13 protein-coding genes are annotated in these 18723 nt (G+C 73.4%); 7 read left to right on the top strand and 6 right to left on the bottom strand.

What is annotated here, in order from left to right; genetic code table 11:
- Nucleotides 1-2996: fibronectin type III domain-containing protein (locus tag RBH18_RS13770; protein WP_306207572.1), on the top strand; the 2996-nt coding region annotated here is incomplete at its 5' end.
- Here the strand turns inward: RBH18_RS13770 and RBH18_RS13765 are convergent.
- The 4 genes from RBH18_RS13765 to RBH18_RS13750 are packed head-to-tail and all read right to left on the bottom strand — an operon-like array spanning nucleotide 2937 to nucleotide 10728.
- Nucleotides 2937-7541: a multicopper oxidase domain-containing protein gene (locus tag RBH18_RS13765; protein WP_306207570.1), complete on the bottom strand. Its 4605-nt coding sequence runs from the start codon at nucleotides 7539-7541 to the stop codon at nucleotides 2937-2939. The genes RBH18_RS13770 and RBH18_RS13765 overlap by 60 nt on opposite strands.
- A gap of 18 nt (nucleotides 7542-7559) precedes the next feature.
- The gene (locus RBH18_RS13760) at nucleotides 7560-8291 is read right to left on the bottom strand and encodes a DUF2182 domain-containing protein (RefSeq protein ID WP_306207568.1); all 732 of its coding nucleotides are present in this window, start codon (nucleotides 8289-8291) and stop codon (nucleotides 7560-7562) included.
- Entirely contained in the window at nucleotides 8288-8983 is a 696-nt protein-coding gene (locus RBH18_RS13755) for a DUF1326 domain-containing protein (protein ID WP_306207567.1), read from the bottom strand. Before RBH18_RS13755 ends, RBH18_RS13760 begins: the two co-directional genes overlap by 4 nt.
- Before the next feature lie 14 nt (nucleotides 8984-8997).
- Nucleotides 8998-10728 (bottom strand): PKD domain-containing protein, encoded by a 1731-nt coding sequence (locus RBH18_RS13750; RefSeq protein WP_306207566.1) that lies wholly within the window; start codon nucleotides 10726-10728, stop codon nucleotides 8998-9000.
- A 139-nt stretch (nucleotides 10729-10867) separates the two neighbouring features.
- On the opposite strand from RBH18_RS13750, the gene RBH18_RS13745 reads away from it, so the two are divergent.
- From RBH18_RS13745 to RBH18_RS13720, 6 genes are all read left to right on the top strand, one after another.
- A complete protein-coding gene (locus tag RBH18_RS13745) occupies nucleotides 10868-11368 on the top strand; it encodes a hypothetical protein (RefSeq protein ID WP_306207565.1) in 501 nt (166 codons plus the stop codon).
- 26 nt (nucleotides 11369-11394) lie between these two features.
- Complete coding sequence (locus RBH18_RS13740; RefSeq protein WP_306207564.1) at nucleotides 11395-12246, top strand: DUF4097 family beta strand repeat-containing protein; 852 nt, start codon at nucleotides 11395-11397, stop codon at nucleotides 12244-12246.
- Nucleotides 12243-13160, top strand: coding sequence for an ATP-binding cassette domain-containing protein (locus RBH18_RS13735; protein ID WP_306207563.1), 918 nt, complete (start codon nucleotides 12243-12245; stop codon nucleotides 13158-13160). Before RBH18_RS13740 ends, RBH18_RS13735 begins: the two co-directional genes overlap by 4 nt.
- Nucleotides 13157-13930 carry an ABC transporter permease gene (locus RBH18_RS13730; protein WP_306207562.1) on the top strand — a complete coding sequence of 258 codons (774 nt, stop codon included), beginning with the start codon at nucleotides 13157-13159 and terminating at the stop codon, nucleotides 13928-13930. The genes RBH18_RS13735 and RBH18_RS13730 overlap by 4 nt, the downstream gene beginning before the upstream one ends.
- Nucleotides 13931-14004: 74 nt before the next feature.
- Nucleotides 14005-14751, top strand: coding sequence for an SDR family oxidoreductase (locus RBH18_RS13725; RefSeq protein WP_306207561.1), 747 nt, complete (start codon nucleotides 14005-14007; stop codon nucleotides 14749-14751).
- A 56-nt stretch (nucleotides 14752-14807) separates the two neighbouring features.
- Entirely contained in the window at nucleotides 14808-15365 is a 558-nt protein-coding gene (locus RBH18_RS13720) for a YbhB/YbcL family Raf kinase inhibitor-like protein (RefSeq protein ID WP_306207559.1), read from the top strand.
- Nucleotides 15366-15396: 31 nt separating this feature from the next.
- On the opposite strand, the gene RBH18_RS13715 is transcribed toward RBH18_RS13720, so the two are convergent.
- Together RBH18_RS13715 and RBH18_RS13710 are read right to left on the bottom strand one after the other, a co-directional pair.
- The gene (locus RBH18_RS13715) at nucleotides 15397-17511 is read right to left on the bottom strand and encodes an RICIN domain-containing protein (RefSeq protein WP_306207556.1); all 2115 of its coding nucleotides are present in this window, start codon (nucleotides 17509-17511) and stop codon (nucleotides 15397-15399) included.
- A complete protein-coding gene (locus RBH18_RS13710; protein WP_306207554.1) occupies nucleotides 17508-18683 on the bottom strand; it encodes an alginate lyase family protein in 1176 nt (391 codons plus the stop codon). The genes RBH18_RS13715 and RBH18_RS13710 overlap by 4 nt, the downstream gene beginning before the upstream one ends.
- Nucleotides 18684-18723 lie beyond the last annotated feature (40 nt).

The raw sequence follows: 18723 nt of genomic DNA, 5'->3' as shown, positions 1-18723 counted from the left end.
CGCCCGCGCCCCGGCCGGTCACGCCGGTCGCGTACGACGCCGTGCCCTTGGCGGGCGAGCCCGGGACCCTTCTCGCCATGGCGGGCAACATCGCGTGCGGGCACACGACGCCGGCCTTCAACGACGCCAAGGGCACCGCGGTCGGCTGCGCGATGGGGCGGACCTCCGACATGATCCTGCGAGCCGGCGACGCCGTGGAGTCGGTGCTCGCGGTGGGCGACCTGCAGTACGAGCACGGCGAGTGGGAGGACCTGCAGCTGTCCTTCGATCCCACGTGGGGCCGGCTCAAGAACAAGATCAATCCGGTGCCCGGCAGCCACGAGTACTCGATCGCCGGCGCGCCCGACTACTACCGCTACTGGGGCGACCAGGCGCACCCGGACACCAAGAGCAACTACGCCTTCGAGGCCGGCGGCTGGAAGATCTACGCGCTCAGCTCCGCCTGCGCCGCGCACGACTGCTCGCCCGGCGGCCGCATCTACGAGTGGCTGAAGGACGAGCTGCGCGGCCAGTCGCCGGACCAGTGCCAGCTGGCCTACTGGCACCATCCGATCGTCTCGGTGGGCCAGTTCGGCAACAACACCACGATGCCGCCGATGGCCCGGCTGCTGTACGCCGCCGGCGGCGACGTCATCGTCAACGCGCACGACCACAACTACCAGCGGTGGGCGCGGATCACGCCCGACGGCGTCGTGGATCCCGACCACGGCTACCGCAATTTCGTCATCGGCTCGGGCGGCATCAACCATCACCGCTTCTATCAGCTCGACCCGGTGCGGCACGCGGGGTTCGAGACGGGCACCGACCGGGAGTTCGGTGTCATGTTCATGAAGCTCAACCCGCAGGGGTACGCCTGGGAGTACCGCACCCTCGGCGGCACCTACACGGACACGGGCAGGGAGTCGTGTCACCGGGAGCCCGGCACGTCCCCGGTGCCCGTCCCGGCGACGGCGCCGAAGCCGGTCCCGAAGGGCCTGCCGATCCCGGGCACGAAGATCAACCTCCCGAACCCGCCGACCGTGGTGCCGTCGGGCAAGGGCGGCACGCTCGACGTGGCGTGGCTGCCGCCCACGAAGCCGGGTACGGCCGGCCCGGTCGACCAGTACCGCATCACCGTCTACGGCGCCGAGCCCGGCCATCCGACGGAGGTGGTGCCGATCGCGCAGCGCACGGCGGGCGCCACGGAGTCCCGCGTCGCCTACGACATGTCCGGCACGCCGGGCTGGCAGCTGCGGGCCACCGTGGAGGCGCACAACCCCGACGGCTGGGGCAATCCCGCGATCCTGTCCGGAGGCGTCACCGCGCCCGGCAAGGAAGGCGACGCCACCGCAGCCGGCCAGAAAGCCGCGCCCGGCAAGGAAGCCGCGCCCGGCCAGGAAGCCCCGCACGGAGAGGAAGGCGCGCACGGAGAGGAAGGCGCGGCGGGAACCATGGGCACAGGCAGCGCGGTCCCGGACGGCTGGACCGCCCTGCCGCCCGACTATCCCCTGCCGCCGATCTCGCACCCCGGCACGCCCCGGTCGGCGAAGGCCCGCGCGGGCAACGGCACGGCGGTGGTCACCTGGCGGCCGCCGACCACGGACGGCGGCTCGCCGATGACCGGGTACGCCGTCTACGCCACGCCCGGCGGCCTGGTCGCCACGGCCGGCCCGGACGCCGCCGAGGCCACGGTGACCGGCCTGGTCAACGACACCCCGTACGTCTTCCAGGTGACCGCCGTGAACGACGTCGCGGAGTCCGCCCCCACCGACGAGACGGCACCGGTCACGCCGACGAAGACCGTCACAGCCCCGCAGGCCCGGGTGCCGGGCGCGCCGATCCAGGTGGACGCGACGGCGGGGAACGGGTCGGCGACGGTCACGTGGGGGCCGCCGGTCAGCGACGGCGGGGCGCCCGTCACGGCGTACACGGTGAAGTCCTCCCCCGACGCGCACACCGCGACCGTCGACGGCACCCTGAACTCCGCGCGCGTGGACGGGCTGCGCGCCGGGGCGACGTACACCTTCACCGTGACCGCGACGAACGCGGCCGGCGTCTCCGGTCCGGGCGGCCCGAGCGGTCCCGTGACCCTGCCCGGAGGGACGCCCGGCCCGAGCGGTCCCGGGACCCTGCCCGGAGGAACGCCCGGCCCGGGAACACCCGCCCCGGGATCGACAGCGGACGCCACCGTGCCCACCCACCCGCGCATCCCCGTCGCGGTCGCCGGCGCCCGGTCGGCGACGGTGCGCTGGGCCGCACCGGCGTCCGACGGCGGCAGCCCGCTGACCGGCTACATCGTGCAGCCGTCGGGCGGCGCCGCGCAGGCCGTGTCCGCCGGCACGACCAGCGCGACCTTCGGCGGCCTGCGCGCCGGGACGGCCTACCGCTTCACGGTCGTCGCGGTGAACCGGATCGGCCGGTCGGCGCAGAGCGACGAGACCCGCCCGGTCCAGCCCTTCGACCCGGTCACCGCGCCCGCGGCGCCCAGCGCCGTGGTCGCGGCCGCCGGCGACGGCTACGCGAAGGTGGCGTGGCGGGCGCCCGGCTCCGACGGCGGGTCGCCGATCCTGTCCTACCGGATCGGCGGCGACGATCCCGCCGTCGCCGCCGAGGTCGGTGCGGATCGGCTGGAGGCGACGGTCCGGGGGCTGACGAACGGCCGGAAGTACACCTTCACGGTGCTCGCCGAGAACGCCGCCGGTCTCTCCCCGCGCTCCCCCGCCTCGAACGCCGTGACGCCCCTGCTCGGCGCCCCCGATCCGGCGGACCCCGTGCCGGCCGCGGATCCTGCGGCGGGAGCTGCCACCGGCGACGAGGGAGACGCCGTGGTGACCGTCGGCACGTGGTTCCAGCGCCCCCACGAGCACGTCCTGCCGGTCGCCCTGATCACCACGGTCGTCGTCGCGCTGGCCGGCGGCGCCCTCGTCCTCTGGCGGCGCCGCCGGCTCGCCCGCGACTCAGCGGACGCGGATGATGCCCCAGACCCCGTTCTCCACGGCCCACCGGAAGGCCCCTGACCGGTACGCGTGGTCGCCCGCGTGCCGCGCCCGCATGACCAGCGTCCGGGCGTAGCCGGACGTCAGCCCGGACACCGAACCCTCGAACGGCGAGTCCGGCAGCCACGGCGCGCTCTCCCACGCCATGCCGTGCACGGTGAACGTGTGCGCGCGGGGCTTGTCGCCGCTGCCGAGCAGCCGCAGCCACAGCGTCTGGCCCACCTCGGCGGGCCAGATCGGCGTCGGCGGGTCGTCCCGGGTCAGCACGTCGCGCGGATGTGCCAGGGCCGAGCCGTAGCTGATGCCCTTCTGGCCCGAGTCCTCCGGGTCGTCGTCCGGCACGAGGTCGCGTACGGGCAGATCGGGGTTGCCCGCCACGAAGTGCCGCATGCCGTCCTGCACCAGCAGCACCTGCTCGTTGGCGACGACCCGGCCCGCGGCGTCGCGCAGCCACACGTTGCCGCCGGTCCACCGCTCGGTGCCGGTGCGCGGGTCGGTGGGCGTCACGTCGCCCGGCTCCACGACCAGCGCGCCGATCAGCCCGTGGTGCGGGTGGTTGCGCACGTCGGCCATGTCCTTGAGGTGACAGACCTGACCGGGGCCTTCCGTGTACGACTCCGGGGCCAGCTCGTTGTCCGCGAACCACCAGTACTCGCGCCAGTTCTTCTCCGCGTGATCGTGCCGCGGCCCGTCCCGGAGCACCACGACCCCCGGCGCCTCGGGTTCGGCCGGGGTGTGCGTGTGTTCCTCCGGCGGGCGCGGGGCGACCGTGCCGTCATGGTTGCGCCCCACGTTGGCGCCGTCGTCACTCACCACGTCGTAGCGCAGCAGCGCCGGGTGCAGCGACACCCGCGGGGTCACCGTGCGCCGGTCCTCGTCCAACGGCACCCGGGGCGGCGACGGCTCCACGTTGAAGTCGGGCAGCAGCGGGCCGCCGTCCAGCTCGATCTCGTTGATGAGCGTCACCTTGACCCATTCGCCCCGGCGGGCACGCAGCACCAACGGCTCCCGCGTCTCCCGGACGCCCACGGCGGTGCGGAACCCGTCCTCGTCGGTGACCCAGCCGTCGGCCTCCTCGTAGATCAGCCCCCACGGGTCGGTGAGGCGCCGGCCGTCGTACTCGTGCTCGTGGCGGCGGGCCCGGACCACGTACTCGCGGACGCCCGTGCCACCCGTCGGCCGCGGCGGCAGTGTGGCGGGCCGCGCCGGGCCGGGCAGGCGGGGCAGCTCGCGCAGCGTGTCCTCGTGCGGCACCAGCGCCCGGACCAGACCCCAGCAGCCGAGCCACAGGTCGTCCAGGTTGGCGAACTGCCACAGGTGGTCGCCGGTGCCGTACTCGTCGAGCTCCAGGGTGAACGCCTCGGAGATGCCGACCGTCTGCTGGTTGACGAGCACCGAGCGCGGGTCGTGCCACTCGCGGCGCCAGCGCAGGCCGTTCGTGGCGAAGCTGTGCGACTCCTCGTGCGAGCCCTGGATCAGCCGGATCCGCAACGGCTCCCCCGCGTACGTGCGGATGAGCTCGGTCTCCGGGTCACCGGTCTCCGGCAGCGACGGTTCCGCCGGCACCTCCTTGACCGGCGTGTCCAGCCGCTCCACCGCCGGCACCGCCTCGGCATGCTCCTCGGGCGGCGGCGGCCCGGCGAGCGCCTGCCGCGCCGCAGCGGCCTCCTCGTCCTCCTCCTCCGGAAGCTCCGGCTCCTCGGGCTCCTCGGGCTCCTCGGGCTCCTCGGCCGCCGGCACGCCGTTGCTCGCGAACCACTGCGACGGGTCGTCGCCCCGGAACGTCAGCGGCGCGCTGCGGTAGTTGACGGCCATCGAGCCCGGGTCGTCGTCCCCGCTCAGCTCGCCGGGCGGGTTGAGCGGCGTGCCGTCCGCGTCGGTCAGCGGCACGAAGTCGCCGATCGCCAGGCACGCCTCCCGGAACGGCGGGATCCCGCTGTCCACCGGCGGCAGCACCACGGCCTGCGGCCCGGACCATGCCACCGTCTCCTGATCGGGGTGCAGCCACCGCGACCCGTGCGGCTCGGCGATGAGGGCCGCGAACAGCCCGTGCTTCTGCCGGTAGTTCGCCAGCAGGTGGTCGTGGAAGAAGCACGGCCCGAACTCCTCGTCGACGACCCACCGGTGCAGCCCGACGACCCTCGGCAGGAAGCGCGGGTCCTCGGGCACGTCCGCCACGGCCTCGTCGCAGCTGGCGCCGGCGAGATAGTTCCACCCGGTGGACGAGCCGTCGGCCGCCAGCACGTCGAACTTCACGAGGTGCACGTGCAGCCCGCACTCGACCGGCGGCGTGCGCAGGTCGAAGCCGTCCGGCGCCAGTGAGGTCAGCCGGTTGAACATCCGCAGCTCGACGATGTCGCCCTGGTTGGCCCGCGGGAAGAACGGCTCGACCGGCCGCTCGGGCAGGTCCTCCACCTCGACGCCGTCCACCGCCACGCGCGTGATCCGGTAGTGATGGCCGGTCGGGTCCTTCCAGCCCCGGTCGTTGTAGACGACCTCGCTCGCGGCCACCTCGACGTCGTAGCTCACGATCCGCGGCCCGGGCAGCCCGGCGCGCTCGTTCCACTCGGCCTGGTCGCCGTCCAGGTCGACGAAGAGCATGCCCGGCTGCGGGTTCGCCACCGCCCCCGGCGCGAAGGCGGCCAGCTCCTTCTCCGAGTGCAGCGGCATGCCCAGCAGCCGCCGCCGGCCACCCAGGAGCTCCGGCACCACCGCGGGCGGCGGCGGGGACTTCCGCGGATAGGTCGCGTCGATGAACCACGGGAAGCCGGGATGTAGCTCGTCCGGGCGCTCCGGCTCCCGGCCCGGCAGCGGCCGCAGCGGGTGGACCGGGGTCCCGTCCGGGTACGCGGTCACCGTCACGCCGTCGACCAGCCGGTCGAAGCTGCGCCACAGCCCCCACATCCCGTGGTGGAAGTGCGGGTACAGGTGGCAGTGCCAGATGATGTCGCCCGGCGCGTGCTGCCTGCTCCCCGACCCGTAGAGCGGGTCGATCGTGAACGCCGTCTGTGGCCCGATCGAGATGGAGTCGAGCAGCTGGGAGCCCTTCGCCTGCCCCGGCTCCGCGCTGTCACCCGGGGTGGCCCGCCACTGGTGGACGTGCAGGTGGAAGACGTGCGTCTCCTTGACACCCGCGTGGACGAGCCGGACCCGGGCGGGATCCCCCTTGTACGCCCGGAAGATCGGCGTCACCGGGTCCCCGAACAGCCACGAGCTGTGGTGCTGCTCCTCGCCCGCGACCTGCTCGAGGAACCGGCCGTCGGACGTGCGGCCGATCCGGAACACCTCGGCGAGGTCCTCATCGAGCTCGATGCCGACCGCGGCGAAGTCCACCTGACCCGCGGGCGGCAGCGGCCGGGTCAGCGTCTCCTCGGCCAGCCGGCGCATCCGGTGCGGCAGCCGGTTGGGCATCGGCTCGGCGCGGTAGGACAGCGGCATCACGGAGTGCTCGCCGACCAGGTGCTGCCCGCTGTGCACCTCGGGCTCGTCGTGCAGGAACACGGTGAACTCGCGGTGGCTGTGCGGCAGCCCGTCCAGGTGCAGGTCGACGTAGTCGTCCGTCACCGTGTCGCCGGGCAGGATCACGTCCACGTACGGGCCGTCGCCGAAGCTCGTGCCGGTCAGCAGCTCCCCGGTCTCCGGGTCGGTCCACGTCGCCCCGGCCGGCTCGACGACGAACGCCCCGAAGAGGCCGTGGACGTTGGTGCCCTGCTCGGTGCCGCGCACGTCCGCGAGATCGTTGACCACCCACACGCCCTCCCGGGCGGCGTGCCAGTGGTAGGTGCGGCGCTCTCCCGGGCGTACCGTCGAGGGGGTGTTGCGGCCCACGGCCGCGCCGTCGTTCTCCTGCACGGACCCGGTCAGGTCGCCCTGCACGTGCAGGCCCACCGCGCGGTCGCGCACCTGGTTCTCGAAGTGGACGTCCACGCGCTGCCCGAGCGCCGCGCGCAGCACCAGCGGCCGCACGACGGGGATCGGCCGCAGCGGGTTGAAGCGGTCGTAGGCGGGCGTGCGCTCGGCCAGCCCGGCGACGCTCTCGCGGTGGTCGTTGAGCAGGAGCCGCCGCACCCGCGCGACGGGGAGCCCGCTCTCCCGGGCCAGCCGGTGGAACGCCAGGTGGTCGTCCACCTCCAGCTTGGCGAGTCGCTCCGCGATGGCGGTACGCACCTGGGCCAGCGCGGCGCGGTACAGCTCGGCCCAGGACGCCCGTACGACGGGATCGGGGTCGACGGTCGTGACGGCACCGTCGGTGAGCAGCGTGAGGGCCGCGGTCACCTCCTCCACGGTGGCGTCGAAGTTCTGCCGCTGCGCCGGGGTCACGGGCGCGGGCCGGCGGCTCATCTCCTCGAACCGGGCCAGCCCGTCGACGACCAGTTGCATCCACTGGGCGCGCTCGTGCATGCGGGGCAGGAACTCGTCGTCGTCCTCCCAGCGCGCGCGGGCGAAGCGCAGCAGCGGCTCGTAGGCACGCAGCGTGTAGAGCAGGCCGTCGGGGTCGTGGTCGCCGTCGAGGCCGTAGACGACGGGGAACTGCAGGGCGACAACGTCGTAGGTCAGGTCGGGCATCGCAAGCTCCTGGTGGGTCTAGCCGATGGCGCCGATGAGCAGGAAGACGCCGATGATCAGGGCGGCCGCGCCGGCGGGGCGGACGAGGACGCGGCCGTGGCGGGTCAGCCGCTCGGCGGCCATCACCGCGGCGAGCACGGCCATGGCGAGCAGCGATCCGGCGCCGGTGAGCAGGCCCGTGGCCATGAGCAGCCAGCAGCAGCCCACACAGGACGCCGCGTAGACGCCCGCCACGGTCGCCGCCTCCGCCCACGCCGGCCGGATGCCGCGCCAGTGCAGCATCGCGATCCCGCGGGGACTGCGGCAGGCGGTGAGGCACCGGTCCTTCCACGCGCTGAACTGGTACGCCCCGGCGAGCATCAGGGCGGCGCCCAGCGGCGCTTGCGGGTGCTCCCCGGCGTACGGCCAGTGCGCCAGCCATCCGGCGAGCGTGAGATGGAGGGCCACCAGGACGGCCCCCGCGGCCGTCCAGGCGCCGACGTAGATCAGGGCGCCGAGCGTGACGATCCCGGGACCGCCGCGGAACCGGCGCAGCATGTCGAGCAGCGGCAGCGCGGTCGGCAGCATCATCGCCACGACCATCACCACCCAGCCGGTGAGCGCCGGGCCGAGGGCCGGGGCGTGGTGGTGGCCGCCCTCGTGCAGGACGGCCATGACCACCCACCCCGCCGCGCCCAGCGCGACGACGGCCCCGGCGAGCTTTCTCCCGTCCCGGCGGGGCGGGGCCGGGGCGTCGGCTGTCAGCATCATTCGCCGACCCCGGCGAGCGCGGTGCGCCCGGCGAAGGCGTACCGGAACTTGCCGCGCATCGCCGAGCGGCCCCGCACGTCGAGATAGGCGCCGGGCAGGGCCGGGACGCGGACCGCCAGGCTCTCGGTGCGGTGCGCCACGACCTCACCCTTGCCGGGGACGCCGAGCTCCCGGTCGAGTGCCGTGCCGGTGAGGGTGAGCGGCTCCTCCTCGTCGGTGAAGACCGACGGGGTGCCGGTGACCTCGACCAGCCCGGTGCCGGGGACGTCGGGCCCGTCGGTGGGGACCGGGACGCCCACGAAGATGTGCCAGCCGGTCGCGTCGGCCCCGATCCGGATGCGGGCCGGGGCCGTGGTGACCACCGCCCCGCTCACCCCGGCGAGGTCGGCGAGCGGCCCGTCGAGCCGGCCGCCGAACGCCGCCGTGAGCAGTGTGAACTGCTCCGGCGTGGCGCCCTCGGAGACGAAGATGGCGGTGCTGGTGTTCCCGGCGCGGCGCCCGCCGCTGTGGGTGGAGACGCTGACCACGTCGAGGCCGCCGACCGGCGTGCCGTCGATGCGTGCGGCGGGGTCCAGCTGCCAGGCGAACAGCCCGGTGCAGTGGTCCTCGTCGGGGGCGTCGTCGAGCCAGCAGGGGCAGATGAGCGTGCAGTCGCAGGCCTCGGTGAAGACGCCGGTGAGCGAGTAAGCCATGATGCTGCGCCCTTCTAGGTGCGGACGGTCACGGGCACGGTGGTGGACCCGCCGCGGCTGGAGGTGAGGAGGACCTGGTCGCCCGCCGACGGGGTGAGCCCGGGCTCGCCGGGGATCACGGTGCGGCGGATGTCCCACTCGTGCAGGGCGTCGGCCGGGGCGCTGCCGATCTCCACCCCGTCGAGGGCGGCGGTGACGACGTCGGGCAGCGGCGCGGTGGCCGTGCCCCGCAGCCGCCAGCGCCCCGAGGCGGTGCGGAACTCGGCCTCGTTGACGGCGAGCGTGTCCACGATGGGCCCGGCCGGGTCCACCTGGATCGACACGGTGTCCACGGCGGTGCCGCCGGCGCCCTGGACGGTGAGCCGGAACTCGACCGCGCCCGTCGCCGGGGCGACGAACGTGGCGCGCGCCCGGTCGGCGTCGGTGAGCTGCACCGGCGTCCCGTCGATCTGCTCCCACAGGAAGGTCAGGCCGGCGCCGAGGCTGGCCGTCCCGTCGAGCGTGACGGTCGCGCCGGCCGCCACGATGCTGTCCTGGCCGGCGAGCGCGGTGACCGGGTCGCCGGGGCCGGCCGGGCCGGTCACGAGCACGTGCCGCCGCGCGGAGCCGCCGTGCGCGGAGACGACCTCGACGACCGCGGGCGGCGCGTCCAGCTCGTCGAAGATCTGCTTGCCGTCGGTCAGCGGGCCGAATCCGGTGACCACGAGCTCCGGGATGTCCTCGAGGTCGCTGGACGCGGCCTCGACGGTGAGCTGGCGCTGGGCGGTGTCGTAGTCCGCCACGGTGACGGTCACCGCGTCGGTCACCACGGCCTCCGCGCTGGTGGGCGGCTGGTCGGTGGCGTTGACCACGGTCAGCGTCGCCGGCACCTCCCCCACGGCGGCCCGGGTGTGGTAGCGCCCGTCCGCCCCGGTCAGCGTGGTGCCGGCGGCGCGCAGGGTCTGCCCCGGCTCGCTGGTGGCGAAGACGTCGAGCACGATCGCGCCCGCGTTGCGCGAGTAGACGGCCCGGGTCACCTCGGCGCCGACCCGGGTGGCCAGGCGCCCCTGCACCGTGAAGAGGTCGGTGAAGATCTTGTCCGGGTTGGTGGGGTCGGCGGGGTCGGGACCGGCCAGACCGCCCACCCCGGGGCCCTCGACGCGGAAGAAGTTCGTGCCGAGCGGGCTGCCGGTGATCGTGTGCTCGGTGGCGCCGTCGCCCACGTAACCGGGCGGGGCGTCGGCGCTCCACGTCAGGAACGGCGCCACCTCCCCGTCGGCCACGGCGACGTCGAAGAGCCCGGCGCCGGCGCCGATGTCCTCGGTGACGAAGACGCGGCCGTTCTCGTCGGCGGGCAGCGGGTCGGTCTGCCCGTACGGATGGGTGAAGGTGTAGAGCGCACCGGGGACACCGCCGTCGAGGCGGACCCGGACGCGCGCGAAGACCTGCTGCTGGCCGTCGGCCACCACCTCGGTGGCGAAGGCGGCCTCGAGGGCGAGCACCAGCCGGGCGCGGCCGGGCCGGGCCCCGCCCGCCACCGGCATCTCGGCCTCGGCGAGGAAGTAGAACGCTTCGTCGGGGAAGTTGCCGGGGAAGCTCACCGGCGCGAGCGGATCGGGCAGGTCGCCCATGGCCTGGGTGTTCGGGTCGCGTGGGTCGGTCGCCAGCTCGAGGCGCCGGCCCGCGGCGTCCTTGTACCAGCGGGGGAAGCCGTTCTCCGCGTCGATCGGTCCGCGCGCGGAGAGGCGGGCAGGATTGCGTTGCATACCGGTCCTCCCGTGTGTCTACCGGTGGGTGCCTCGGACAGACGGGTTGATCTGCGCTCCAGATACATCTCCGCCGGTTTCGGATCGCGTGGCACCCTGATGGCTTGCCATGGCGCCATAAAGGTGCCATAGTGGCGCCATGGACCTCACGGCATACGTCTCCCGCCTGCGGGAGGAGCTGGCCAACGCCGCCGAGCTCGGCGGCCCCGACACCAGGGCGCTGGCGGAGCGGCTCACCACCCCGCTGGAATCGGCCTTCCGGCTGGCCGTCCTCGACGCCCTGTCCACCGCGGCCGACGAGATCACCCGTGAGCTCGCGCCGGGCTCGGTGGAGCTGCGGATGCGCTCCGGCGAGTTCGACTTCGTGGTCGTGGCACCACCGGCGCCGCCGGAGGCACACGGTGGCGCCACCCCGGCACCACCCGCGGCGCCCGAGCCGGACGACGGCACGGTCTCGCGCATCAACTTCCGGCTCCCCGACCAGCTCAAGGGCCGCATCGAGGAGGCCGCCGCCCGCGACGGGCTCTCCGTCAACGCCTGGCTGGTCCGCGCCGCCACGGCCGCGGTCCAGCAGCCGCCCCGGCCTCCGGCCACGTCCACGCCCTGGTCCGGCCAGCACTTCACCGGCTGGGCCCGATGACCACCCCGCTCCCGGAAGGACTCCTCGTGACCACCTTCGACACCCCTCGCCCGATCACCGCCACCCTCGACCTCAACGTCGCCGAGGTGCGCATCGCCGCCACCGAGCGCCCCGACACGATCGTCGAGGTGCGCCCCCGCAACCCGGCCTCCGACCGCGACCGGCAGGCCGCCGAGCAGACCAAGGTGGAGTATGCGGACGGCAGCCTGCTCGTCCGCTCCCCCAAGACCCGGGCCATCGCGCTGTTCGGCAAGCCCGGCGCGATCGAGGTGGAGATCGCCCTCCCGGCCGGCTCGCGGGTGCACGCCACCTCCGCGCTCGGCGGCGTCGACGCGACCGGCACGCTCGGCGACGTCACGGTGAAGACCGCCACCGGCGACGTCGCCCTGGAGCGCACCGGCTCGCTGCAGGTGACCACGGCCGCCGGCGGGGTGCGCCTCGGCGAGGCGGCGGGCGACGTGCGGATCAGCACCGCGACCGGCCGCGTCGAGGCGGGCCGTCTGCACGCGGGCGCGACCGTGAAGAATTCCAACGGCTTCACCGGCATCGGCCGGGTCGACGGCGCCCTGAAGGTCAGCAACGCCAACGGCGACATCACCGTCCACCGGGCGGGCGACGACGTCACCGTGACGACGGCCAACGGCAGCGTGCGCCTGGAGGAGGTCGTCGCCGGCACCGTCTCGCTGCAGACCGCCGCGGGCTCGCTGCACATCGGCGTCGCGCAGGGCACCGCCGCGCACCTGGACCTGCACACCCACTTCGGCAAGGTGCGCAGCGAGCTCGAGCAGATCGGCGAACCGGAGCGCGGCGAGCGGGCGGTCCAGGTCCGGGCGCGCACGTCCATGGGCAACATCGACATCGTGCGGGCCCTCTCGTGATCCGGGTGCGGGGGCTGCGGAAGGCGTACGGGGCGACGACCGTCCTCGGCGGCATCGACCTCGACGTGCCGGAGGGCGCGGTGTTCGCCCTGCTCGGCCCGAACGGCGCGGGCAAGACCACGACCGTCGGCATCCTCACCACGCTGGTGCGCCCCGACGCGGGTGAGGTCCGCGTCGCCGGGGCCGACCCGCGCACCGACCCCGGCGCCGTGCGCGCGGCCATCGGCGTCACCGGGCAGTTCGTGGCGATCGACCAGCTGCTCACCGCCGAGGAGAACCTGGCGCTCATGGCCGACCTCAACCACCTCGGGCGCCGCGCCGGGCGGGCGCGGGTCGCGGAGCTGATCGACCAGTTCGACCTGCGCGAGGCGGCGCGCCGGCCGGCCCAGACGTACTCCGGCGGCATGCGGCGGCGCCTGGACATCGCGATGGGGCTGGTCGCGACGCCCCGGGTGATCTTCCTCGACGAGCCGACGACCGGCCTCGACCCGCGGGCCCGCCGCATGCTGTGGGAGACGATCCGCGGGCTGGCCGCCGGGGGCACCACCGTCTTCCTCACCACGCAGTACCTGGAGGAGGCCGACCAGCTCGCCGGGCGCATCGCCGTGCTGCACCAGGGCCGGATCGCCGCCGAGGGCACGCCCGGCGAGCTCAAGCGGCTGGTCCCCGGCGGCCACGTGACCCTGACCTTCGCGGACGACCGGGCGCTGCGCACCGCGGCGGCGGCGCTCGGGCTGGCCGTGCCCGCGGACTCCCTCGACCTGGAGGTCCCCGGCGACGGCAGCGTGCACTCCCTGCGGCTCCTAATGTCCACATTGGATCAAGTCGGGGCGGAGCTGGCGTCGCTCGCCGTGCACACCCCCGATCTCGACGACGTCTTCCTCGCCCTCACCTCGCAGGAGCCTGCCCTATGACCGCTCTCACCTACGCGGTGCGCGACTCGAACACCATGCTGCGCCGCAACCTCAAACGGATGCTCCGCTACCCGTCGCTGACGCTCATGCTGGCGGCGCTGCCGATCATCTTCCTGCTGCTGTTCACGTACGTCCTCGGCGGCACGATCGGGGCCGGGCTCGGCGGCGACCGGGCCGGCTACCTGGCCTACCTGGTGCCGGGCGTGCTGGTCATGACCGTCGCCGGGGGCGCCACGGGCACCGCGATCTCGGTCGCCTCGGACATGACCGAGGGCATCGTCGCCCGCTTCCGCACGATGGCCATCGCCCGCGTCTCGATCCTCACCGGCCACGTCGTGGGCAGCCTCATCCAGACCACCATCGGCCTGCTGATCGTCCTCGCCACCGCCCTGGCCCTCGGCTTCCGCACCGGCGCCGGCCCGGCCGCCTGGCTCGGCGTCGCCGCCGTCCTGCTCATGACGACCTTCGCGATCACCTGGCTCTCGGTCGCCCTCGGCCTGGCCGCCCGCAGCGTCGAGGAGGCCAGCAACACCCCGATGCCGCTGACCCTGCTCCCCTTCCTGGGCAGCGGCTTCGTCCCCACCGACACGATGCCGGCGGGCCTGCGCCAGTTCGCCGAGCACCAGCCCTTCACCCCGGTCATGGAGGCACTGCGCGCGCTGCTCACCGGCGCCCCGGCGGGCAGCCACATCCTCGCCGCGGCTGCGTGGAGCGCGGGCATCGCCCTGGCCGGCTACCTGTGGGCGCGGCACCGCTACAACCGCCTGTGAGCGCACCCGGGGACAACCTGTCCCCGGGTAGGGAAGGCCTTCATCCAGCCTCGGCGGCGGCCGAGGCTGGATGCATGGACATCACCACCAGCACCGTCTTCATCCCCGGCGCCACCTCGGGCATCGGCCTCGCCCTCGCCCGGGCCCTCACCGAGGCGGGCAGCCGCGTCATCGCCGGCGGCCGCAGCGTCGCCAAGCTCGCGGACTCCTTCGACGCCGTCGAGATCGACGTCACCGACGCCGCCTCCGTGGCGCGCGCCCGGGACGCCGTCCTCGACAAGCACCCGGACCTGTCCGCGGTGATCACCATGTCGGGCATCATGGTCGCGGAGGACCTGCGCGACCCGGCCCACTTCGCCACGGCCGAGCGCACGATCGACACCAACCTGCTCGGCACCATCCGGGTCGTCGACGCGTTCACCCCGCACTTCCTGCGGCGCGGCGCGGGCACCATCGTCACGGTGTCGTCCGGCCTGGCGTACGTGCCGTTCCCGCTCACCCCGGCGTACGGCGCCACGAAGGCGGCCGTCCACTCGTACACCGAGTCGCTGCGCAAGCAGCTCGACGGCACCGGCGTCGAGGTGGCCGAGCTGATCCCGCCGGAGGTCGCCACGGAGCTCATGCCGGGCGGCACGGACAGCCCGACCGCGATGCCGCTCGCCGACTTCATCGCGGAGTCGGTCGCCCTGCTCGCCACCGACCCCACCCCGGCGGAGATCACGGTCGACCGGGTCAAGCCGCTGCGCCACGCGGCCACCGACGGCACGTACGACCAGCTGCTCGGCGCCCTCTCCCACGCCCTCGCCGCCCTGGGCCGCTGACCGGCGGCCGGCGCGGCGTACGCTCCGGGTGCCGATCTTCGGAGGTGATGGTGAGCATGCTGGAGAGAGCCGTCCGGCCGCTGGGCCGGCTGCTGCGGTCGCGGCGGGCCGACCCGGCGCTCAGCGTCCGCGCGCTGCCGCCCTACGCCGCACCGGCCACGATCGAGGTGACCAGCGCCTCGTTCGAGCCGGGCGGCCCGATCGGCACCCGGCAGGCCGGCCCGGGCCGCGGCGACAACCTGTCCCCGCAGCTCACTGTCGCCGGCCTGCCCGCCGCCACCGCGCAGCTCCTGCTGATCATGGAGGACCCGGACGTGCCGCTGCGGCGCCCGGTCCTGCACATGATCGCCTTGCTGGACCCCGGCAGCACCGACTTCGCCGAGGGCGCCCTCACGCCGGACAACCCGCACGTCACGTGGGTGCCGGCCTTCCAGGGGCGCACCGGCTACGCGGGGCCGCGCGCCCTGCCGGGCCACGGCGTCCACCGGTACGGCTTCCACGTGTACGCCCTCGACGAAGTGCTGCCCCGGGTCACGAGCTTCGCCGGGCTGACCGCCGCGGTCGAGGGTCACGTCCTCGCCCGCGGCTGCCTCGAGGGCACGCAGGAGGGGTGAGCCCCGGCAGGGCCGCCCACCCCTCCGCTGCTCACGGGCCGCTGACCAGATATTCGACCTGGTGACCGCTGTTGACGGCGTTGCCCTTGGCGTTGATCACGCGGGAGATCGTGCCGGTGCCGCCGAGCGAGACCGTCACCATGTCGGTGAACGTGATGCCCGGCTTGGCCGGCACCTCGAAGGCCCGGGCGTTCACCACGGCGGGATTGACGTTGAAGTAGGCGTAACTGCCCAGACCCCACGCCTGGTGACTGGTCACCGAGTCGGCCACCTTGTAGGCGGCCCAGCCCTGCGTGCCGCCGTTCATGTACGCGGCCTGGTTCGGCGGGTCGTACGGCATCTCGTTCTGGTAGAAGTACGTCCGGCCGTTCTCGCCGTTCCAGATCGTCTGGTACTGCTGATAATGCTCGACGAACAGCCCGTAGAACGTGACGTCGTCGCCGTTCACCACCAAGCCGTTCGCGGCCGTGTTGACCGTCCAGCCCACCGTGCCGCCGTTGCCGTGGTCTGCGCGCCAGATCCAGGCGTGGTCGCCGATGACGTCGTCGCTGTTGATGCGCAGCGACACGCTCGCCCGGCCGGCGATGGAGCCGCCGATGCGGAAGAACACGTCCGACAGTACGGTCGGGTTCGCGCTGTGATCAGCCGATGAACCCGCCGGGCCGACCTCCATGAGCACCGGGGAATTGGTCGTTCCCGCGTCGATGAGCAGGCCGGCCACGCGGACGCCGTCGACGTCCGCCACATTGACGGCGGTCACCCCGTTGTCGGGGATGAAGGTCGCCAGCCCGAGACCGAGAATGACCGTGTTGGCGCGCGTCACGTTCAGCGGCGCCGACAGGTGGTACGTCGCCGGGGTCACGAGCAGGTTCCTGCCCGCCGCCAGCGCCGCGTTGATCGTGGCCGACGTGTCGCCCGGCTTGACGACGTAGAAGGTGCTCAGCGGCAGCGACGTGCCCTGCGGCGAGCCGGACGCCCACGTCGTGCCCGTGCTGTTCGAGCGCACGGACGGGACGAAGACCTGGTAGCCGCCTGTCCCGTCGACGTACAGGTAGGGCTTCTCCGCGACCTTCGGCGCCTGCGCGACGGTCGTGTAGGGCGGGCTCGGGAACGAGTTCGCCGGGGCACCCTGCGCGCCGACGAAGACCTGGTTCCAGTTCGAGCCGGACCAGCTGCCCATCTGCGCGTTGCGGGTCAGCCACTGCTGCTGCGAGCCCGACTGGATCTGCCCGTCGATCCTCGTGTCGGCCAGGAAGCCGCCGGACGACCAGCCGCCGTCGGACAGGGCCAGATTCCCGCGTACGTGCATCCGCCGGTAGGGGGCCGCCTGCGACACCGCCCACCGGTCGAGCCCGTCGCCCGGCGTCACGGAGAGCCCCTCGGCGGAGCGCCAGAAGTTCTGCGTCGCGTTCTGCGACCCGTCCGGCCACCAGTCGGCCTCGGCGTGCACGTGGCCGTTGATCGTCACCTGGTCCGGGGTGAGCCCGAGCCCGGCGACCTGGGTGAAGAAGCCGACGTTGGCGTCGACGTCATAGGTGCCCGGCTTGAACAGCACCGCGTAGCGTTGCGTGCCGAACTGATTGGTGACCTGCGCGGTGAAGATCTGGTTCAGCTTGGCCTGGATCGTCGCCGCCGGCATCGACGGGTCGAAGACGGTGACGTTCGGGCCGAAGGGCGATTCCGGGGCGGCGGTGAGGCCGGTCCACTTCTGATTGCCGCCGCCCGAGCAGGTCCACAGCTGCAGTTTCGCGCCGTTCGCCGTCGAGGCGCCGATCACGTCGAGGCACTTGTCCGCCTTGACGTTCACGAGGTCGCCGGCCGCGGTGGAGGTCCACTGCTGCGAGGTGAGCCCGCTGTAGCAGTCCCACAGATGCACGACAGCGCCGTCGTTCGTGGCGCCGCCGGCGACGTCCAGGCACTTGCCCAGGCCGCGCAGCGAGAGATCGTCCCCGTACGTCCAGGTCTGATGCGGCCCGGACGCGCACGACCACATCTGCGGCAGCGTGCCGTTGGCGGTGCTCCCGTCGGTCACGTCGAGGCATTTGCCCGTGGCCGCGCTGACGATCGCGCCCGTGGTGGCGGCGAAGGCAGGCGCGGCGCCGAATCCCAGGAGGGCGGGCAGCAGGATGGCGAGGAGTCGTTTCATGCGGGGTTCCCGGCGTGCGTGAGGGTTTCCCAGGCGACGAAGAGGTTGTTGGTCCCCTGCGGGCGCTTGGCCTCGGTGTAGGCCTGCGTCTGCGACATGGCGATGCCGAGCCGGTTGTGCAGCGCGTTGTACGCGACCTCGGTGACCGGGCCGAGCCCCTTCGTCACCGAGCCGCCGCAGATCGTCGACGGGACGGCCGTACCGTTCTCGAACTTGGTGTGGAATCCGAGCGCGTGCCGCAGCCGGTCCTGCAGCGCCGGGTAGAGGTCCTCGCCCTGGATGCGCGACGTCTCCGCGACATGGGCGATCGCGGCGATGCCGTAGCCGGTGTGCGTGAAGTCGCGGCACGTCTCCTGCGACAGCCCGTCGACGAAGGTGCTCTGCCCCTGCCAGTAGCTGATCAGCTCGGCGCGGGTGTCGATGCCCCCGGCCGGCGGATAGTTCGGCTGCGTGCCGTCGGCGGTGACATAGATGTACGACGCCGCGCGCAGCTTGAATCGTGCGATCGCCCGGTCGTACGAGGCCTTGTCGTCGAGGAACACCGAAATGCCCACGGCGGCCTCCATCATCGACAGTTCCCAGTTGCCGTTGCTGTGGATGCCGGGAATGACGACGGGCAGATAGACCTCGCGCAGCATCGTCGCGAAGCGGGCCTGGTTCGGCCAGGTCCCGTACGCGTGCTTGATGATCTCGGCGGCCCGCGGCCACACCGACCCGGCCCACGCCGTCTGCAGCGGGGCGTTGCTGTTGGTGTGCGAGGTGATCGTGGCGGACCAGGCGTCCATGATCTGGATGGCCTTCTGCGCGTACGCGGTGTTCCCGGTCAGATACCAGACCAGGGCGTCCGTGTACGCGGCGATCGCGTCCTCGCGCTCGTCGGTGCACCCGTTGTTGGGGTTCGAGTAGCTCCCGCACTCGACGACGGCGCGCGGGGCCGGGGTGCGCGACAGCGACGCGTACCGGCTGGTGGTCATCTGCTGATAAGCAGCGGCCCAGGGCTGGTCGGCGAGCTTGCTCTTCACGAAGTCGAGCTGTGCCCGGCTGACCAGGACGCCGGGATGCCGGAAGCTCGTGGGCGCGGCGTCGGCGGCCACGCGCACGGTGAGAAGGGACAGGACGACTGCAGCGGCCGCGCCTGCGGAGAGCAGCACGCGGCGGGGGGATCTGCGCATGGGGACTCTTCTCCGGTGGGGATTTTCCGGAAGTTGAATT

The organism is Actinoplanes oryzae (assembly GCF_030757795.1).
GTDB lineage: Bacteria > Actinomycetota > Actinomycetes > Mycobacteriales > Micromonosporaceae > Actinoplanes.
The sequence above is the reverse complement of the archived record's forward strand: the minus strand, read 5'-3'. Positions and strand labels throughout refer to the sequence as shown.